The organism is Echinimonas agarilytica, from assembly GCF_023703465.1.
In the GTDB taxonomy this organism is placed as follows: Bacteria; Pseudomonadota; Gammaproteobacteria; order Enterobacterales; family Neiellaceae; genus Echinimonas; species Echinimonas agarilytica.
In genome coordinates this window covers 719,911-737,441 of record NZ_JAMQGP010000001.1, presented here as the reverse complement: position 1 = coordinate 737,441, position 17,531 = coordinate 719,911, and the positions used below count along the sequence as shown (strand labels likewise).

The window sequence follows — 17,531 nt, the reverse complement described above, 5'->3', positions numbered from 1 at the left end:
GCCCAGTATGACACCGGGCTTTTGAACATGATACGCGTATCGCTTACGCGAACGATGCAACCGTAACTTTGGCAAATTTACGCTTACCAACTTGGAACACGGCTTCGGTGCCGGCATTAATCACGGCACGGGTATCTTCTACCTTCTCGCCATCTTGCTTCACTGCACCTTGCTTAACCATTCTCATAGCTTCTGAAGTCGATGCAACTAAACCCGCTTCTTTCAGCAAATTGGCAATCGCAATGCCACCATCTGTCGCTGCAACGGTGACTTCAGCGATATCGTCTGGAATAGCACCTTTTTGGAAGCGTGCGATAAAGGCTTGCTCTGCAGCGTTGGCTGCGTCTTCGTCATGAAAGCGCGCAATAATTTCTTTCGCCAATGCTATTTTCACATCACGCGGGTTTTTACCCGCTTCGATATCGGCTTTCAACTGCCCAATATCAGCCAAGGGTCGGAAACTCAACAACTGATAGTAGCGCCACATTAGATCGTCAGAAATTGACATGATCTTGCCAAACATTTCGTCGGCAGGCTCAGACACTCCAATGTAGTTATGAGCAGACTTGGACATTTTCTTCACACCGTCCAGCCCTTCAAGCAATGGCATTGTGATCACCACTTGAGGTTTTTGACCTGCATCTTTTTGCAGTTCGCGGCCCATCAACAAATTGAATTTTTGGTCTGTGCCACCTAACTCAATATCAGCTTCCAGCGCCACTGAATCGTAACCCTGCAATAACGGGTACATGAATTCATGAATGGCAATCGGTTGACCACCCGTGTAACGCTTTTTAAAATCATCACGTTCAAGCATGCGGGCAACCGTTTGTTTTGCGGCCAAACGAATCATGCCTTCAGCACCTAAATCAGCCAACCACTCAGAGTTAAATACCACTCGAGTTTTAGCTGGATCTAAGATTTTGAACACTTGCTGCTTATAAGTCTCGGCATTCGCCAAAACCTGCTCTTTTGTCAGTGGAGGACGTGTGGAGTTTTTACCCGTTGGGTCGCCCACCATTCCGGTAAAATCACCGATTAAAAAAACAACATCATGGCCTAGTTGCTGGAACTGGCGCATCTTGTTGAGAATAACGGTGTGACCTAAATGGATATCTGGCGCTGTAGGATCCGCTCCAAGTTTAACGATCAACGGCCGACCTAATTTGAGTTTTTCAACCAGTTCAGATTCAACCAGGATTTCCTCTGCACCCCTTTTAATTTCAGCAAGTGCGGTCTCGATGTTGGTCATTAATCGCCCCTTTTTAGACAAAATCGACAAAGTTGGCGGATTGTACTTGAAAAAAACACCTAATATAAGTATCTATTAGCTGTTTAAGGCGAAGTGCCGTGCGCGGAATCATGAAACTACATGGTTCCATATAAACGATAATAAATGAGAAAACGTGATGAAGCGGATGATACTCCGCATACCTTCCAGCCATCGCTGGTTAATATTGGTATGCTCGGCATTCATTCTGACTGGGATGATCTGGCCAACAGAACAGGCCAAAGCAACGCGTAACGCTGAGTCTCTATGGCAACTTGAACTCAACAAACGCTACCCCATTCCAATGGCTATTGATAGCTCGGAAAGTCAGAATGCGATCGCCGTAGAAGAAAATCGGCTGGATTGGCACGTTGAGCGTGTCAAGTCAGGTGATAGCCTCGCGAAGTTATTTCAACGCGCTGGATTCTCAGCTAGAACCTTGCATCACATCATGGCGCTGGGACAACCTGTGAAAGCGCTGAAAAAAATCCATCCCGGTGATCGCATTAGCTTTGCCAAAGGCGCTAATGGCGAATTGCTCGAACTTGCTTACCCGATCAATGAAACGGAAACATTGTTGGTTCAAGCTGCAGGCGATGATTCGTTTTCTGCTAAAACTGACGTCAAACAATTTGAAACCCGAACAGACTACGCCGGCGCCACCATTCGCTCCAATTTCTGGAATGCGGGCATTGAGTCTGGTTTAACACCGAATTTAATTATGTCACTGGCCAATGTGTTTGGTTGGGATATCGATTTTGCATTAGATATTCGCAAGGGCGATAGTTTCAGCGTGATTTATGAAACTCGTTACCTCAATGGTGAGTTCGCAGGCTACGGTGACATCATTGGCGCTGAATTCATCAACCAAGGCGAACGCCACCGTGCTATTCGCAATGTGGACGGCAATTACTTCTCTCCTGATGGTCATGCCATGCGCAAAGCTTTCTTGCGTGCCCCGGTTAACTTTAAATACATCAGTTCTAGTTTTAATCCGCGTCGATTACACCCAGTAACAGGCAAAGTTCGCCCTCACCGAGGTATCGATTATGCAGCTCGTACCGGAACACCAGTATCATCGGCCGGTGATGGTAAAGTCATCAAGTCGGGCTACAGCTCTTTGAACGGCAACTACGTCTTCATTAAACACGGTGAGCGATATGTCACCAAGTACTTGCACTTGCACAAACGTCACGTCAAAACTGGACAACGTGTGAAGCAAGGCATGACGATTGGGACCGTGGGTGCTACGGGCCGCGTCACTGGCGCTCACTTACACTACGAATTCTTGGTTGACGGTGTTCACCGGAATCCAAGAACTGTAAAACTGCCACAGTCGATGCCTATTGCGAAAGCAGATAGAGCCAACTTTCTTAAGCAATCAGAGCTGATCGCACACCAGCTTGATAGCAATCAAAAGATTCTTCTGGCTATGGCCGGAAACGATGAGTAAATACTATATAGGACTCATGACTGGCACCAGCATGGACGGCTTAGACGCTGCGCTGGTGCAGTTTGAAGACCACCAACTGACACTCATCGCAGCAGAAACCTTTCCGCTTCCTGATACGCTCGTTACATTGTGCCAGCGTCTTTGTAATCCCGGTCACGACGATTTAGACAGCTATGGCCGTGCTCATCAATGGCTGGGCGAATTTAGTGCTTCTGCGGTGAATTTGTTACTGCAAAAAGCACAAATTAGTGCATCTGACATCATCGCGATTGGAAGTCATGGTCAAACCGTTCGCCATCGGCCAGACATCGACCATCGCTTTACCTTGCAGCTTGGTGATGCCGCTATTATTGCCGAACTGACCGGAATTGATACCGTGGCCGACTTTCGTAGTATGGATATGGCTGCAGGCGGTCAAGGAGCTCCATTAGTGCCGGCTTTTCATGCCTGGCTCATGGGTGAGCAACAAGAGCCAACGGTTGTATTGAACCTCGGGGGCATAGGCAACCTAACGTACTTGCCAGCTCACAGCGATGCCATTTTTGGGTTTGATACTGGCCCTGGCAATACCCTCATTGACCAATGGTGCCAAGTACACACCGGTCAACCCTATGATGCCAATGGCGACTGGGGACGTTCTGGTCATGTGGATCATGAGCTTTTAGCCAACCTGATGACCGACGAGTACTTTCACCGCCCTGCACCTAAAAGTACGGGGCGCGAGTATTTTAATATGACTTGGCTGAATCAATATTTGTCGGACTTGCAACAGCACAAATCATCAGATGTACAAGCAACCTTACACGCACTGACAGTGCATAGTATTGCTGATGCAATTCGACCGTTAGCGCGCGCCAAGACTCACATTTACGTCTGTGGCGGTGGAGCACATAACGGATTGCTAATGGAACAATTACAAGAATCCATGCCAACGCATCCTGTTGCAACGACTGAACAAATAGGGCTTCATCCTGACTGGGTAGAAGCGGCCTGTTTTGCTTGGCTGGCGCATTGCTACGTAAAGCGTATTCCAGCCAATGTGCCAAAAGTTACCGGAGCACGAGGCTATCGAGTATTAGGCTGCCTGTACCCGAGCCAAAACCTCACAAAGGAATGATTATGAATATCTCTATCACCAAGAGAGTATGGCTGTTCGTTACACTCGTTTTTAGCCTGAGCTCAGCGGTCCAAGCTGCATCACGAGAAGAAATTAATATTAGTTCCCAAGCTGCTCTTGAAAGCCTCTATGCTCAAGATAAAGCGGCCAAAGAACTCGCGGCAAAAGCCAAAGGAATTCTGGTGTTCCCCAGTGTCATCAAAGCAGGGATCGGCCTAGGCGGTGAGTATGGAGAGGGCGTACTCATGGTGAATGGAACACCCACCCAATACTACGCAACAGCAGCAGCTTCAATTGGCTTTCAGCTGGGTGCTCAAGTTAAATCTCAAGTCATCCTATTTATGACACAAGATGCGCTGAATGACTTTAAAAACAGTGAAGGCTGGCGCACAGGTGTTGATGGTAGCGTAGCCATCGCAACTCTAGGCGCAGGCGGCACACTGGACTCGCAAACACTTCAGCAGCCTATTATTGGCTTTATCTATTCCAACAAAGGCTTGATGTACAACCTTAACCTCGAAGGTTCAAAGATCACTAAGATCGATCGCTAGTCAGCTTTCGGAGCTGGTACCTTCCTGCTCCAAAGCATCATCAATATCATTCCAATACACCATTCGTTTTCAGCCGATATATCCGATATAGGCTGATGACGAAGCTCACCACAACGATCGCCATTGCAATCAATGTAAACCAAGTCGTTTGACTATTAAGGTAGCCAATAAATGGCTGCCACTTTTCACTCACATTGCGCTCGCTTCTATCCAGGATCTGGCGTTCATCACTTACCACCAACGCAGCAATTCCACACTTTGCAATACCGCTAACAAAGCTAATTTAACCTGAGTTCCAGATAAAAATTGAAGTAGAAGAGGAACCATTAAGGATTAGCGAATTGATACTTTCTGTGATGTAGCTGACATTTTTCGGCGACTTAACCATCCAGTCCAAACAAGATAGAAAACACACCATGGATGCACTTCACAAATTAGCGCTCCGAGCAATCTAGATTGGGCCAATATTCACAGTCTATTAGCGTTCGGCCAAGTGCGATTAAACTCTAACTTACTTTACCTACTTTTTAGGTATCACTTCAGATCGGCGATACCATTTGGCATTGATAAACGTCAAGCCTTGAGCAACAGGTGGAGACTCCCGCGGATTAAAAGCAAAGGGCAGCCATTCGGCTGCCCACGTTTATAACGGATTCACAGAACTTAACGTTAGTTGCCAATCAACGCAGGAATACCTGGCAGCTGACCAACAATCGCCAGTGAGCCAATACAAACTACAAAGGCCAAACCAGGGATCAGGTACTTATCTTTTGCTGACAGCTCTTTCGCTCGTTCATGATCACCAATCAGGCCCATGTTATCCAGCAGCATCGTGGTTGCCCAACCGAATACAGGATTAACGAAAGCACAGGCGAAGATGCAGATACCTGCACTCAAAGAGTCTTTGTGTTTGTGGATCATCTGCATACCAGCCTCTAGCAATGGCAGAAAAACACCCACTATCAGCGCCACACGCAATACTGGCTCCCACATCGCCAGATCCATTGGGTAACCGAGCACCGCAGCCAAAATACACAGAATACCGGTAAGCAGCGCTCCGCCTGGAATAGGACGCTTGGCGATAGCCGCGGGGATCATATAAGTCCCCCATGATGACGCCAGATTACCGCCTCCAAGGAAAGATCCGACACCCTGACGAATAGAAGCGCCTACCATGGTGTCATCTACATCCATCAGTACGCCTTTTGCTTCTTTTGGATAGTTAAGCTCCTGGAACACTCGGTGGCCCAAATAGTCTGGCGACCACATGGCCACAGCCAGCAGAGCAAAGGGCATGACCGCAATAAAATGGTTCAATGAAGGCCAGCCCAGCTGCCAACCGGTATCTTCGCCCCACCAGTAGAGTGGACTAAAGTGTGGTAACCCCGGCTCAGAAGAGAACGCAAAGTCCGCGCCAAGGCCAAAGGCAACAATACCTGCTAGCGCTGAACACAACGGGATCGCCAACCAGCGCTTACCAATTTTCGCCAAGTAGGCGTACACAAGTACGGTGACGCCAATCACCGCGAAACCGATATAACCCTGATCAGTTGACGATGCCCACGCCTCGGTCTTGTTGATCTGCCCCATGAGGCCAAATGCACCGAGGTAGATCAACAGCCCCCCTCGAACACCGACCCCAGTGAGAGTCATTAATTTCGAGCCCCCTTTGGTGTATGCCAGTATCAAACCAAACACGCACACCATAATACCCAGTGCCAGTGGATGCCCTCCGGCCGCAGCGATGAGCGGAATAAGTGGGATCATCGGACCATGGGTACCCGCCAAGTTAGCATTCGGGTTCAGGATCGCAGAGAACAAAATAACGAATAGAGCACCTGCAATCAGCAATTCATAACGCACGTTTTCAGCCACAAACTCCGGCGACAAACCAAACTCAGCAGCAAATGCCGCAACCATAGCCGCAACCATAACAACTTTACCAATGGTCGCTGCCAGCGCAGGCACCCAATCCTCAATCTCAATACTGTAATCGCGGAATGGTAAGTGAATACCCCACCGGCGAAAACTCATGATCTTAAGATCGTGATTCAAAAACTCCTCACGGCTTTCGAAATCCTGCGCTTTGCGGCGCATATCCCGATAAAACTTCTGCTTATCTTTTGACATCTACTTTCTTCCTCTGCTTTTTGCGGGGCGGTCAAGCAATGCACTAAGATTCCACTTACGCTCTGTATGCCAATCTTCAACCGGCACTAGACGACATCCCAGACGCTACAGAACACCTTTAAGAGCGAGTCGCTTCTCTGTAAAGGGGGAACTCATGGCTGCTTGGTTTACCCGCTGGGGATAAAGGGTGCAATATGAACCCTATGCAAACTGTAATGTTAAAAATTTGTCACAGTGTACGAGTGCTAACAGAAAGTACTTTGATTTAGGTTATTTTGCGGGCAATTGAATTCTGTATTTTATAGAGGTAACGCTGAGATGCTAAGCAGCGCACATTTACCTTGTCACTCTGATTATACTAACAACCCAAAGGCGATGACCTGAGTTCGTAGTGGATAGATATGAAAATTTCCGAACATGCGGAGCATACAGAACAACTGTTTGGCATCCGAGCTGAAGATATCCATAAATGGATTGACGGTTTTTTCGACCACGATGGCTTTGATCATTATCTGCGTCAAGGCAAAATAATGAATTACGATCCCTATGACCATCGCCGCTTTCGCCACTGTAAAGAAGCACTAGAAGAGGCTTATCAAGAGTTCGACGGCAAATATTCCCGCAGCCAAATTAAACACGTGGTTGAAACCCACATCAAAGATGATTATGACGGGTATCTGCCCTCTCGCGCCGACTTTGAAAACGGCACATTTACCGCCAAATATCACGACGCTATTCACACCGAAGAACTCAGTGCAATCCTCGATGCCAAAGAATTAGCCGACTACTTTGATGGCATCAGCGACGATGATTTACCCGGCCAGAGCTTTATCAGTGGCTTTGGTTTTCGTATCGTGATGCCCACCATTTTGGCCATTGTATTGTTTATTACGGCCATTGCATTTGTCATCGTGCCACTGGTGGAAGACTCGATGGAGGGGCAAAAACGGCAAATGATCAAAGAGTTAACCTCGTCCGCAGTAAGCATTATTGAAAGCTATGTGGCCTTGGAGCAACAAGGCGAACTGAGCTTGCAACAAGCCCAGCATAGAGCCTCCAATGAAATAAAGGCCATGCGCTATGGGGATCATAATAAAGACTACTTCTTTATCACCGACATGCACCCACGCATGGTGATGCACCCTTACCGCACCGATCTAAAGGGCCAAGATCTCACCCACTATACCGACAATGGCAATACCGACGGCAAACAAATCTTTGTTGAATTTACCAAGCTAGTAGCAGCTGAGCAGGAAGGTTATCTAGAGTACTTATGGCAGTGGAAAGATGATCCAGATAAAACTGCGGAGAAACTCAGCTATGTCCATGGTATTGAAGCATGGCAATGGATCGTCGGTACGGGTGTTTATTTTGACGACGTGCAAAAAGCAATCGATAAACTCGAACGCGCACTGTTTTCAATTTTCTTTGCAATCGCCTTGGGGCTAGCTGCCATCATGGGCTACGTCATCACCCAGAGCCGCAGCATTGAGCAGCGTAAAAGACGTGCAGAGATAGCACTACATGAAGCGAAAGATCGTTATCGCGCTTTGGTCGAGACCTCCAACGAGGGGTATATCTTAGAAGCGGATGGTGAGATTCTCTACTCAAATAACCGCCTGCATCGCATGATCGGTTATACCTATACAGAACTGAAAACAGACACTATATGGCGTCAGATTCTCCCTGTCGGCCGACAAAATGCCCGCGTATTACACCACCTCGAGCAACTGTTTAGTCATACCGCTGAACCGGGTGAATTTGAAGCACAACTAGAAACTAAAAGTGGTAAGAAGCTCGATATTATCCTCAGCTCTGCAAAACTCTTCTTCTCCGAAAAACACGGCCACGTGATCTCGTTTCGGCCTATCACCCGCAAGATCTATGGCGGCGCCTATGGTTTAGTCAAACAGGTGACCGATTACCAAGGCTTAGCCAGCCGTATCACCGAAGAGATTGAACAAAGCGCCACCCAAGGCCATGTCGTCGAATCTTTGAACCAGATGCCAGATCTGATCCGAGAAATGATTGATGCCGGTTCACGACCAGACAACCTGCGCCGTGCCATCGGCACAGCCTACGATAAAGCGATCTGTCGCTTTATCGATCTCTCGATCAATGAGTTAGGCGAGCCCCCCGTCCCGTTTTCGTTTATCTCGTTTGGCAGTAACGCCAGACACGATATGACGCTATTCTCGGATCAGGACAATGGCATCGTGTTTGAAATGCCCAATGACGCGGACAGCCTGAAGCAAGTCCGCAGATATTTCCTGCACCTAGCTGAACGGGTGTGTGGATTGCTGAACCAAGCAGGCTACAGCTATTGCGAAGGGCTGATCATGGCGACCAACCACCAATGGTGTTTAACCGTAGATGAATGGAAAGCCAATTTCAGTGACTGGATCGAGAACGCTACTCCGAACTCCATTCTTGAATTAAATGTGTTTTTTGATATCCGCGCGACTTATGGCAAAAAAGCATTGGTCACTCAGCTCCAACAGCATATCGTCGAGAAAAATCGTCAACATGAGGAGTTCTTGTCGAACTACGCCAAGAACTGCTTATCGTATAAAGTACCTCTAAGCGCCTCAAATCAGATTAAAACCGAGAACCTCGACGGCGTGGCATCGGTCAACTTGAAAGCGTGCCTACGTCCCATGGAGATCTTTTGTCGCATCTACGCGCTAAAGCATGATATCCGCGAAGCCAACACCATGACTCGATTAAAACAACTGGCCGCAAAACAAGAGATAGACCCAAATACCTTTCGAGAAATGGTCTATATATTCGATCACATCTGGAACTTACGGTTTATGAATCAAATCGTTGAGTACACCGACCTACGCAAAGTAAACGATATATTAGCGATCAACGATCTCACCGAATTGGAACAACAAAACCTGCGTAACGTGCTAATACGAATATCGCTGTTCCATGAAAAGATTCGTCAGGATTTCTTTTGAAGTAGGCACTTTCCTGCTCTAAAGCATCATCAATATCATTCCGATACATCATCCGTTCTCAGCCGATACATCCGATAGAGGCTGATGACGAAGCTCACCGCAACGATCGCCATAGCAATCAATGCAAACCAATTCGTTTGACCATTAAGGTAGTCGACAAACGTTTGCCACTTTTCACCCACATTGCCGTTCACTTCTATCCACGGGCTGACATTCATCACTTGCCACCAAAGCAGTAATTCCGCGCTTTGCACTGCCGCTAACAAAGCCAATTTAGTGCGCGTCCAAAACGGCAAAGCAAGTATGACCGACTGCACCGCAATGTAACCTACAATCACCCACGACAATCCTGTGACATAGCCGCTTAACTCAGTGGAAAAACCAATCGTCCCACCGGCTATCATCAAGGCTTCGCTCCCACCAGTCCAACCGTTCAGTAGCATGACTACAACCGTGTAAGCGATGATGCTGGCGATGGCATCGGAGCGCGAAACGTGGATCCACGAAAAACGCGACTTCAATGGAGGCAATGCGCAGGGAGACCAGCGTCCAAACCAATTGTGCTTCAAAGTGCCGTGTTCAAGCGCCACAAAGACAATAGTCACCGCCGTAAATGTGATACACACGGAGCTAAAGAGTCCCGGCAACGCATCAAAGACTGCGCCAATAACATGATTACGTGTGAAGATTCCGAGTGCAAGAAACACGGCCCAAACACCCAGTGTCGCCAGTATAGAAACCTTAAGTACATGCCGATAATAAGGCAGCAAAGCTTGGCCAATAAAGCTTTGATGCTCTTGATAGCCCGCAGCCATCTCGATAGGCGCAGGAAGCGTGGCTAGCCAATCGTGAACCTCTTGGGCGTTTAGGTCGCGCCCCAATCTTTCTTGCTCTGCTTCAAATTTGTCTTCTAAAATAGACGTTAACTCGTCTGCTACGTCGGCCTTTAATGCAGTCGGCAAGTGCTGTTGTACTGCCGCAATATAGCGTTTTAACACACTCATTGGTTATCTCTCCATCAACGCATTCAGCGCACTATTGGTAGTATTCCATTCATCTTTAAGTATTTGGTACATGGCTTTGCCATCTGCTGAAATGGTGTAGTAGCGCTTTTTACGCCCTTCTCCTTCTCGCCACTCGCTTGATAACAGCCCTTGCTTTTCAAGCCTCCGCACGAGCGGATAAAGCGTGCCTTCATCAATATCAATTCCTGCTGCAATCATTTGTTTTCGCAAAGAATACCCATAGTGTTCTTGATGCAACGAGGCCAATACGGCGAGCACTAAAACGCCACGCCTCAACTCGCCCCGAATCTTGTCTAAACGATCTTCATCCATCCTCATTTCCATATCATTGAATGAGCTAAACACTGTGTAACGTACAGTAACGATACTATGCAACGCACAGTAAAAATCAAGTCGTTTTTTGACTGTTTTTTAATCTAAATTTAAGAGGAAGATATTCAAGCCATAAAAAAAGAGCGCTAATGCACTCTTTTTTATATAAATAACGAATTTGAGGTTATTCGGGAAGATCAAACAAATCGATGTAGTTTTCATCCGTAAGAGGCAAGTCAAAAGACAACACTCGGCGACAGGCTTCAGCCAAACTCGGTGGCAGCACCTCCGGATCGAAGTAATTCAAGCCTTCAATCAAATCTTCGCGCGTACGTGGCGCTTCTGTTTTGGGAATGAGTACATCCACAAAGCTAGCCACTAAGCCATATAAGTCTCGCTCGGCAGGACCTTCTGCAGCCCACAATTCAGGATCTGCATAATTAGCGGCATAGCCACGCATGGCGATGTCGCTGCCTACGGCAAAATTAGCAAGTACGGCTGTTTTTTGATACACCACGATGTTATCTGGGCAAATACTGCCGTGATAAATATCCAAGCTGTGCAAGTACTGTAATGCCGATAGTAATTCAGCAAACCATTTCTTTGGCTGCCCCGGCACAATATATTCTCTAAAGTCGGCCAACGACACGCCTTCAATCCAAGCTCGAGCAATATAAAGAGTATTACTGTCGCGCAACTGAGAAAACTCAATAATATGTTCGACATGCGGGTGATATAAGCATTTCAAACTGTTGTAAACGCTGGCCACGCCCTGCCAATTTTCTTCCACGTTGTAGAACACACTGACTACGCACTCGAACCCACCCTGAAGGTGCATTGCACGCCACTGTTCACTATCATCAGATTGGGTGATCTGCTGAATGAGTCGATATCGGCCGTCGATCACAGAACCTTCGAGTAATGTCTCTGGATTGTGATGTTCTGGCGCAATAGTTTGCTGCATAAGTACTGCTGACAACTCGCTTCTGAGTGCATCCAAGCTGCCCACTCGACCTTTAGATGACTCTCGAAACCATTGGTGAATCGTTGGGTTACCTAAACGTTCCGCAATCAGTAAAAAGCAGGCTGCAAAATGCTGAATATCGTCCGACACAGACAATTGATTTTGTATATCGATGTATTCAACATCGCCTTCTTGATCGATAAACACACAGTTATGTTGCCAATTCGACACCGTATAGCCGCGGCGGTGAATTTGATGCAACGACGTTGCTGCACGACGCAGTAACATTAAGTCTTGTTTAGGTGTTATCACCACATCAGACAATTCCGTCATCGGCTGTCCGCGCGGCATTCGAATTGGCAACACCAGCATATCGCCTTCTTGAATTAAAGGCGCGCAGTGAGGCACGCCGCTACAGCCTGCTAACTCCTGTAATCGAAACAATTCCTCGCGCATCGAATGTTCAAATTTCTCGAATTCTTCACGGCTTTCAAATTCGGCAGGTTGCAATATTTTCAGGATCCAAGGCGCCCTAAAGTGACCCGGAGCGTAATCAGCAGACCAAACTTCAACACCTTGATTAATGAATAAACACTGCTTTTTCTCAAAATCGTGAATACGATTATTACGGCGTTCCATGACCGCGACTTGGCCAATGGTGTCGAGCACAAATTCTTTCTGTTTCTCAGTGACCTTGTGCTTAAATTGCGAGGTAGAACCCCACTCTTTTGTCAATGCGCTGATGATCTGCTCGGGATCAAACACCCCCATCGTGCGATTAGGCTTTTGAACTTCAATGTCTTCGCCCAAGCGCCCAGTCACAAACACCATGCCTTGACACCAAGGCGCATACACACCTGTTGGCACTTTATGTTTAAATTTACCGGCTAAAATTCGCGCCACATAGTTGGCTTTGGACAAGCTGTTATCGACGTTTCGACCATCCAGTGACCATGCATGCACCCCCGCATCAAGAGTGCCTATATAGCCCTTAATATCAACAACATAAACACCCCACTCACCCACAACCAAGGCGTCGACTTCCATTGCTTGGCCCGATGGAGTGGGTACTTCAATGTTGGTGAGCAGTACATAATGCTCTGGCAACTCTTTGGCCAGCTTACTAAAGGCCCAACGCTCGGATTCGTTGACCGGCTCACTAAATTTAATATGGCGTGCCACGTTTAATCTTCCTTGGTACTGATCATTTATGCTGGTGAGTCTAAAAAAGATTGCTGAAGATGAATACCTGTTTCTCAAGTTTTTTACGCTAAACATACAGAAACATGAACTGCCTAAAACACCTGTTAAAATAAGCTTATCAGTGGCAGGAAAGACTTGATTTGTATATGCTTGCCTGCAACGAATCCTGATTAGTCACATCATGTGATCGGACTGCGGAGTCTAGTCTTTCATGCATACACGTCAAGTATCTTCCACCGCACCAAGCGCGCTTAAATTAGCCGTGGTTATTTCCTTCTCCGGAGCCGGTGGCGTTGAGAAAATGGTCATGAATCTGGTTCGTGAGTTTGCAACCCGCCTTGAGTCATTAGATTTACTTGTTATCCGGGGTGCAGGTCCGCATCTGGATAACATTCCAAGCAATGTTAATCTGATCAAGCTTCAGGCTAAACATACGCTCACCGCCATTCCCGAACTTTCTCGTTACATGAAAGACAATCGGCCGGACGCCATTTTAGTGGCCAAAGATCGCGCCGGACGCGCAGTCATCCGCGCACGCACGTTGTCAGGAACATCGCCTCGGGTGGTGATTCGATTAGGCACAAATCTATCTACAGCTCTGCAACAAAAAAATAAGTTTCAAGCTTGGCTTCGAACTTCGCCGATGAAGCGCATTTATCAGAAAGCAGAAGCCGTTGTAGCGGTGTCTGAGGGAGTTCGCCAAGACACGATTGATATCACCCACATTCCTGCGGAGCGCGTAAGCGTCATTCGTAACCCAGTGATCACCGAGCAATTCTATACTCGCACAGAAGGCCCTGCGCCACACGAGTGGCTCAGAGACGACACAATTCCAACTTTCATTGGCGTTGGACGCCTTACCACACAAAAAGGCTTTGATACTTTGATCAGCGCCTTTGCCGAGGTACGGGCGCAATTGCCGGTGCGACTGTTAATCATTGGCGAAGGCGGTTTGCGCGAGAGTTTGCAACAACAAATTGATGAGGCAGAGCTCACCAACGACGTTCAAATGCCCGGTTTCCAAAAAAATGTATTGGACTGGGTCGCACACGCGGATTGCTTTGTATTGTCATCTCGCTGGGAAGGCTCCCCCAACGCTCTCACCGAAGCGCTTGCACTCGGCGTTTCATGCGCCTCGACCCGCTGCCCCAGCGGCCCCAACGAGTTGTTAGATGAAGGCCGATATGGGCCGCTCGTTGAAGTCGATGATGCTCCCGCGTTAGCTAAAGCCATGCTCACCGCATTGCAACAACCATTGCCCTCTGCCACGCTTCAGGCGGCCGTGGATGAGTACCGAGCAACAACCAGTGCTACCCACTATCTGAATTTACTCCAAGGAAACTAACCTATGTGCGGAATCGCAGGTGGAATTTACTGGCAAGGTCAGCCAACGGTCGATGATATTCAGCAAGCCACAACTCGTCTTCATCATCGCGGGCCAGATGAGCAAGGTGTGTTTATTCGTGATCAAGTCGCCTTAGGGCATGCTCGTTTGTCCATTATTGATTTGGCAGGAGGAACCCAACCGTTGCATAGCCCTGACGATCAGTTACATCTGGTCGCCAACGGAGAAGTCTACAATTATATCGAATTAAAACAGCAATCAACACTTCCACCAGGGCTTACGCAATCTGATTCTGAAGCCATCTTGCAAACCTACCGTGAAGACGGGCACACCGGCATAAAACGCTTGAACGGCATGTTTGCATTCGCGTTATACGACCAGGTAGAAAAGACACTGACGCTGGCACGCGATCGCCTTGGTATCAAGCCGCTCTATTACGCGCCCACCGCGCGCGGTCTATTCTTCGCCTCTGAATTAAAAGCTTTATTGCCATTGATTGGCGAACAACCTGAAATTGATCCCAGCGCCTTAAATCAATTCTTGATGCAACAATTTAGCACCGGCCGCGATACTGTTTTTAAACAAATTAAGCGTTTGCAGCCGGGTGAATACTTGGTAGCAAAAGACGGGAGCTATGACGTTAATAGCTACTGGTCAATGCAAGAAGTTGAACAACGAGAATGCACACTTGAGCAGGCCTTCGAAGAGTTTGAACCTTTGTTTGCACAAGTCATGACTGAGCATATGCGAGCAGATGTTCCCTTTGGTTTATTCTTGTCTGGCGGCATTGATTCTTCGATTTTATTGGCTGAATTGGCCAAACTTCACGACAACAAACTTCGCACCTACTCGATTGGTTTCTCTGACACCAAAGAAGCCGACGAACTGGACGCAGCCACCAGCCTAGCCGAACAATTTAATACCGATCATCACGCAATTAGAGTCGGGCGAGATGACCTTTTCGGTCGCATTGTAAAAATGACATGGGCCGCTGATGATCTGATGCGCGACTATGCCAGCCTGCCCACGCTATATTTGGCAGAGCAGGCCGCAAAAGATGTCAAAGTAGTATTTTCGGGCGAAGGGGGTGATGAAGCATTTGCAGGATATCGCCGCTACAAACCGGGCATAGAACGCTGGTTAAAAATGAATGTATTGGGTTCTGGTATTGCTCCCGGAAATCAGTGGCATGCAGGTTCTCACAAGGCGCTTTATGGCAGCCGTTTGCAGCACCAAGACCGCAAAGCTCCTTACATGGTTCTGTGGAATGAAACGCCCAAGCATTGGTCATCAATGAAGCGACGCCAGTATGTCGATTTAAAAGCAGCTCTGGTCGACAATTTGTTTGTAAAAACCGATCGGATGTTAATGGCGCATGGCCTTGAAGGGCGAGTGCCGCTCAGTGATCATCGAATTGTGGAATTTGGAATGTCACTTCCTGATTCACTCAAGTACAACAACAACCGCGGCAAATGGGTATTGCGTCAATGGGCTGAAAAATACTTACCTAAAGATCACCTCAATAAACCAAAACGCGGATTCTACGTGCCCGTTAAAGAATGGTTCGCTGGAGATTTTGTGGATCAGCTCGAACACAAATTACTGACCAACCATGCTGTAGGAGAATGGTTTCGTCCCGCAGGCATCAAAGATATTTTCGCGCGCCAACGCGCCGGTAAGAACTACACCCGAGAAATGTGGAGCCTGATGCAGTTTGCCATCTGGCATCAGCTATTTATTGATGGCGAAGGCGCTGTACCGAGTACGCAAGAAAATCCCCTCGACTGGATTTAAGCGTAGCCGTTATCATTCTTATCTAGGCGCCTCTGGGGCGTCTTTTTTGTGTCTTTGATATAGATAAACAAGCTACCGCTCTGCCTAAAAAGCATTATCCCAACCGAACATGAGTTCGATCATGATCTGCTCTGAATGCTCGCGCAATACTAACTTCCATTCATCATACCTATGATTTAGATCGCATCAGACAGGAGCACTCATGGAATATTCTCTTCGCCCAAAAGGCTGCCATATTTTGGCCAAACCCACGGGTTCTGTATGCAATCTAGATTGCAGTTATTGTTTTTATCTTGAGAAAGACAAACTCTACCCCGATCGTCAGAAAAATTGGCGAATGAACGATGACACCCTCGAAATTTACGTGCAACAATATATTGAAGCACAAGCAGTGGATGGGGTTGAGTTCGCTTGGCAAGGTGGCGAGCCGACTCTCATGGGAATCGACTTTTTTGAACGAGCGCTGCATTTTCAAAAAAGATATGCCAATGGTAAAAACATCCGAAATACCTTACAAACCAATGGTATTAAGCTGGACGATAAATGGTGTGAATTTTTAGCCAAGCATGATTTTTTGGTGGGTATTTCCATCGATGGCCCAGCAGATATACACGATGCATACCGACTTACACGATCCGGAAAAGGCACACATCAGCAAGTAATGGACGCCATTCAATGCATGAAAAAACATGGCGTGGAATTCAATACGTTAACCGTGATTAATGACAAAGTCGCAGCCAACCCAAAGCGGGTGTATGAGTTCTTAAAAACTACTGGCACCAAGTTCTTTCAATTTATTCCATTAGTCGAACGTAGAGCTTGCGAAGCGACGCCTGAAGGGCTTTATCTGGTCAACCCCGAATACTCCCATGAAGCCAATGTGACAAGCTGGTCTGTTCCACCCAAGCAATATGGAATTTTTCTCAGCGAGGTTTTTGATCTCTGGGTTAAACGCGATGTAGGCACCATTTTCGTTCAAATGTTCGATGCCACGCTCGCCGCTTGGTACGGTGAAGCGCCCACGTTATGTGTAACGTCTGAGAATTGCGGACATTCACTCGCCATTGAATCCAACGGTGATCTGTATAACTGCGATCACTACGTGTATCCAGAACACAAACTGGGTAATATTCATAACACCACCATCGACGCGATGAACACCTCTTCCAAAGCCATTGATTTTGGAACCCAAAAATCCATTGATATCAGTGTGGATTGTAAACTCTGTGAATTTCGTTTTGCCTGCCATGGCGGCTGCCCAAAACATCGCTTTTTAACGGCGAGTGATGGCCGCAACAATCGCAATTACCTGTGCGAGGGCTATAAGATTTTCTTTGAGCGAACCGGCCAAGCAATGAAAGAAATGGTAAGACTGCTCCATAGCAATCGTCCACCTTCAGATAT

Annotated in this window: 11 protein-coding genes and 1 pseudogene; 7 read left to right on the top strand and 5 right to left on the bottom strand. The window is 47.4% G+C overall.

Annotated features, from left to right (window positions below; translation table 11 throughout):
* Positions 1 to 43 precede the first annotated feature (43 nt).
* Entirely contained in the window at positions 44 to 1,252 is a 1,209-nt protein-coding gene (tyrS, locus tag NAF29_RS03115; RefSeq protein ID WP_251260022.1) for a tyrosine--tRNA ligase, read from the bottom strand.
* A 157-nt stretch (positions 1,253 to 1,409) separates the two neighbouring features.
* On the opposite strand from tyrS, the gene NAF29_RS03110 reads away from it, so the two are divergent.
* Genes NAF29_RS03110 through NAF29_RS03100 form a run of 3 tightly spaced genes read left to right on the top strand, consistent with a single transcriptional unit; the run spans position 1,410 to position 4,391 of the window.
* Positions 1,410 to 2,723 carry a peptidoglycan DD-metalloendopeptidase family protein gene (locus NAF29_RS03110; protein ID WP_251260021.1) on the top strand — a complete coding sequence of 438 codons (1,314 nt, stop codon included), beginning with the start codon at positions 1,410 to 1,412 and terminating at the stop codon, positions 2,721 to 2,723.
* Entirely contained in the window at positions 2,716 to 3,840 is a 1,125-nt protein-coding gene (locus NAF29_RS03105) for an anhydro-N-acetylmuramic acid kinase (RefSeq protein WP_251260020.1), read from the top strand. The genes NAF29_RS03110 and NAF29_RS03105 overlap by 8 nt, the downstream gene beginning before the upstream one ends.
* A 2-nt stretch (positions 3,841 to 3,842) precedes the next feature.
* Positions 3,843 to 4,391 (top strand): BPSL1445 family SYLF domain-containing lipoprotein, encoded by a 549-nt coding sequence (locus tag NAF29_RS03100; protein WP_251260019.1) that lies wholly within the window; start codon positions 3,843 to 3,845, stop codon positions 4,389 to 4,391.
* Positions 4,392 to 5,060: 669 nt separating this feature from the next.
* Here the strand turns inward: NAF29_RS03100 and NAF29_RS03095 are convergent.
* A complete protein-coding gene (locus tag NAF29_RS03095; protein ID WP_251260018.1) occupies positions 5,061 to 6,521 on the bottom strand; it encodes a DUF3360 family protein in 1,461 nt (486 codons plus the stop codon).
* Between the two features lie 401 nt (positions 6,522 to 6,922).
* Here NAF29_RS03095 and NAF29_RS03090 point away from each other — a divergent pair, with 401 nt between their 5' ends.
* Entirely contained in the window at positions 6,923 to 9,484 is a 2,562-nt protein-coding gene (locus NAF29_RS03090; protein WP_251260017.1) for a DUF294 nucleotidyltransferase-like domain-containing protein, read from the top strand.
* Positions 9,485 to 9,519: 35 nt separating this feature from the next.
* Here the strand turns inward: NAF29_RS03090 and NAF29_RS03085 are convergent, their stop codons facing one another.
* The 3 genes from NAF29_RS03085 to NAF29_RS03075 all read right to left on the bottom strand — a co-directional run bounded on the left by NAF29_RS03085 (position 9,520) and on the right by NAF29_RS03075 (position 12,967).
* Positions 9,520 to 10,488 (bottom strand): hypothetical protein, encoded by a 969-nt coding sequence (locus tag NAF29_RS03085; protein ID WP_251260016.1) that lies wholly within the window; start codon positions 10,486 to 10,488, stop codon positions 9,520 to 9,522.
* Between the two features lie 3 nt (positions 10,489 to 10,491).
* Positions 10,492 to 10,821: a PadR family transcriptional regulator gene (locus tag NAF29_RS03080; protein WP_251260015.1), complete on the bottom strand. Its 330-nt coding sequence runs from the start codon at positions 10,819 to 10,821 to the stop codon at positions 10,492 to 10,494.
* Between the two features lie 184 nt (positions 10,822 to 11,005).
* On the bottom strand, positions 11,006 to 12,967 hold the full coding sequence (locus NAF29_RS03075; RefSeq protein WP_251260014.1) for an NERD domain-containing protein kinase family protein: 1,962 nt from the start codon (positions 12,965 to 12,967) through the stop codon (positions 11,006 to 11,008).
* A 232-nt stretch (positions 12,968 to 13,199) separates the two neighbouring features.
* Between NAF29_RS03075 and NAF29_RS03070 the strand changes: the two genes are divergently transcribed.
* The 3 genes and pseudogenes from NAF29_RS03070 to NAF29_RS03060 form a co-directional block, all read left to right on the top strand.
* Positions 13,200 to 14,333 carry a glycosyltransferase gene (locus tag NAF29_RS03070; RefSeq protein WP_251260013.1) on the top strand — a complete coding sequence of 378 codons (1,134 nt, stop codon included), beginning with the start codon at positions 13,200 to 13,202 and terminating at the stop codon, positions 14,331 to 14,333.
* Positions 14,334 to 14,336: 3 nt separating this feature from the next.
* Positions 14,337 to 16,127, top strand: coding sequence for an asparagine synthase (glutamine-hydrolyzing) (gene asnB, locus NAF29_RS03065; RefSeq protein WP_251260012.1), 1,791 nt, complete (start codon positions 14,337 to 14,339; stop codon positions 16,125 to 16,127).
* A gap of 202 nt (positions 16,128 to 16,329) precedes the next feature.
* Positions 16,330 to 17,487: pseudogene (locus NAF29_RS03060) on the top strand (anaerobic sulfatase maturase); the annotation flags it as partial.
* Between the last annotated feature and the right edge of the window lie 44 nt (positions 17,488 to 17,531).

Bases quoted from the DNA above. Each gene is read 5' to 3' on its own strand.
- NAF29_RS03095 (WP_251260018.1), bottom strand. From the start codon at position 6,521: ATGTCAAAAGATAAGCAGAAGTTTTATCGGGATATGCGCCGCAAAGCG.
- NAF29_RS03085 (WP_251260016.1), bottom strand. From the start codon at position 10,488: ATGAGTGTGTTAAAACGCTATATTGCGGCAGTACAACAGCACTTGCCG.
- NAF29_RS03080 (WP_251260015.1), bottom strand. From the start codon at position 10,821: ATGGATGAAGATCGTTTAGACAAGATTCGGGGCGAGTTGAGGCGTGGC.
- NAF29_RS03070 (WP_251260013.1), top strand. From the start codon at position 13,200: ATGCATACACGTCAAGTATCTTCCACCGCACCAAGCGCGCTTAAATTA.
- tyrS (WP_251260022.1), bottom strand. From the start codon at position 1,252: ATGACCAACATCGAGACCGCACTTGCTGAAATTAAAAGGGGTGCAGAG.
- asnB (WP_251260012.1), top strand. From the start codon at position 14,337: ATGTGCGGAATCGCAGGTGGAATTTACTGGCAAGGTCAGCCAACGGTC.
- NAF29_RS03110 (WP_251260021.1), top strand. From the start codon at position 1,410: ATGAAGCGGATGATACTCCGCATACCTTCCAGCCATCGCTGGTTAATA.
- NAF29_RS03090 (WP_251260017.1), top strand. From the start codon at position 6,923: ATGAAAATTTCCGAACATGCGGAGCATACAGAACAACTGTTTGGCATC.
- NAF29_RS03105 (WP_251260020.1), top strand. From the start codon at position 2,716: ATGAGTAAATACTATATAGGACTCATGACTGGCACCAGCATGGACGGC.
- NAF29_RS03100 (WP_251260019.1), top strand. From the start codon at position 3,843: ATGAATATCTCTATCACCAAGAGAGTATGGCTGTTCGTTACACTCGTT.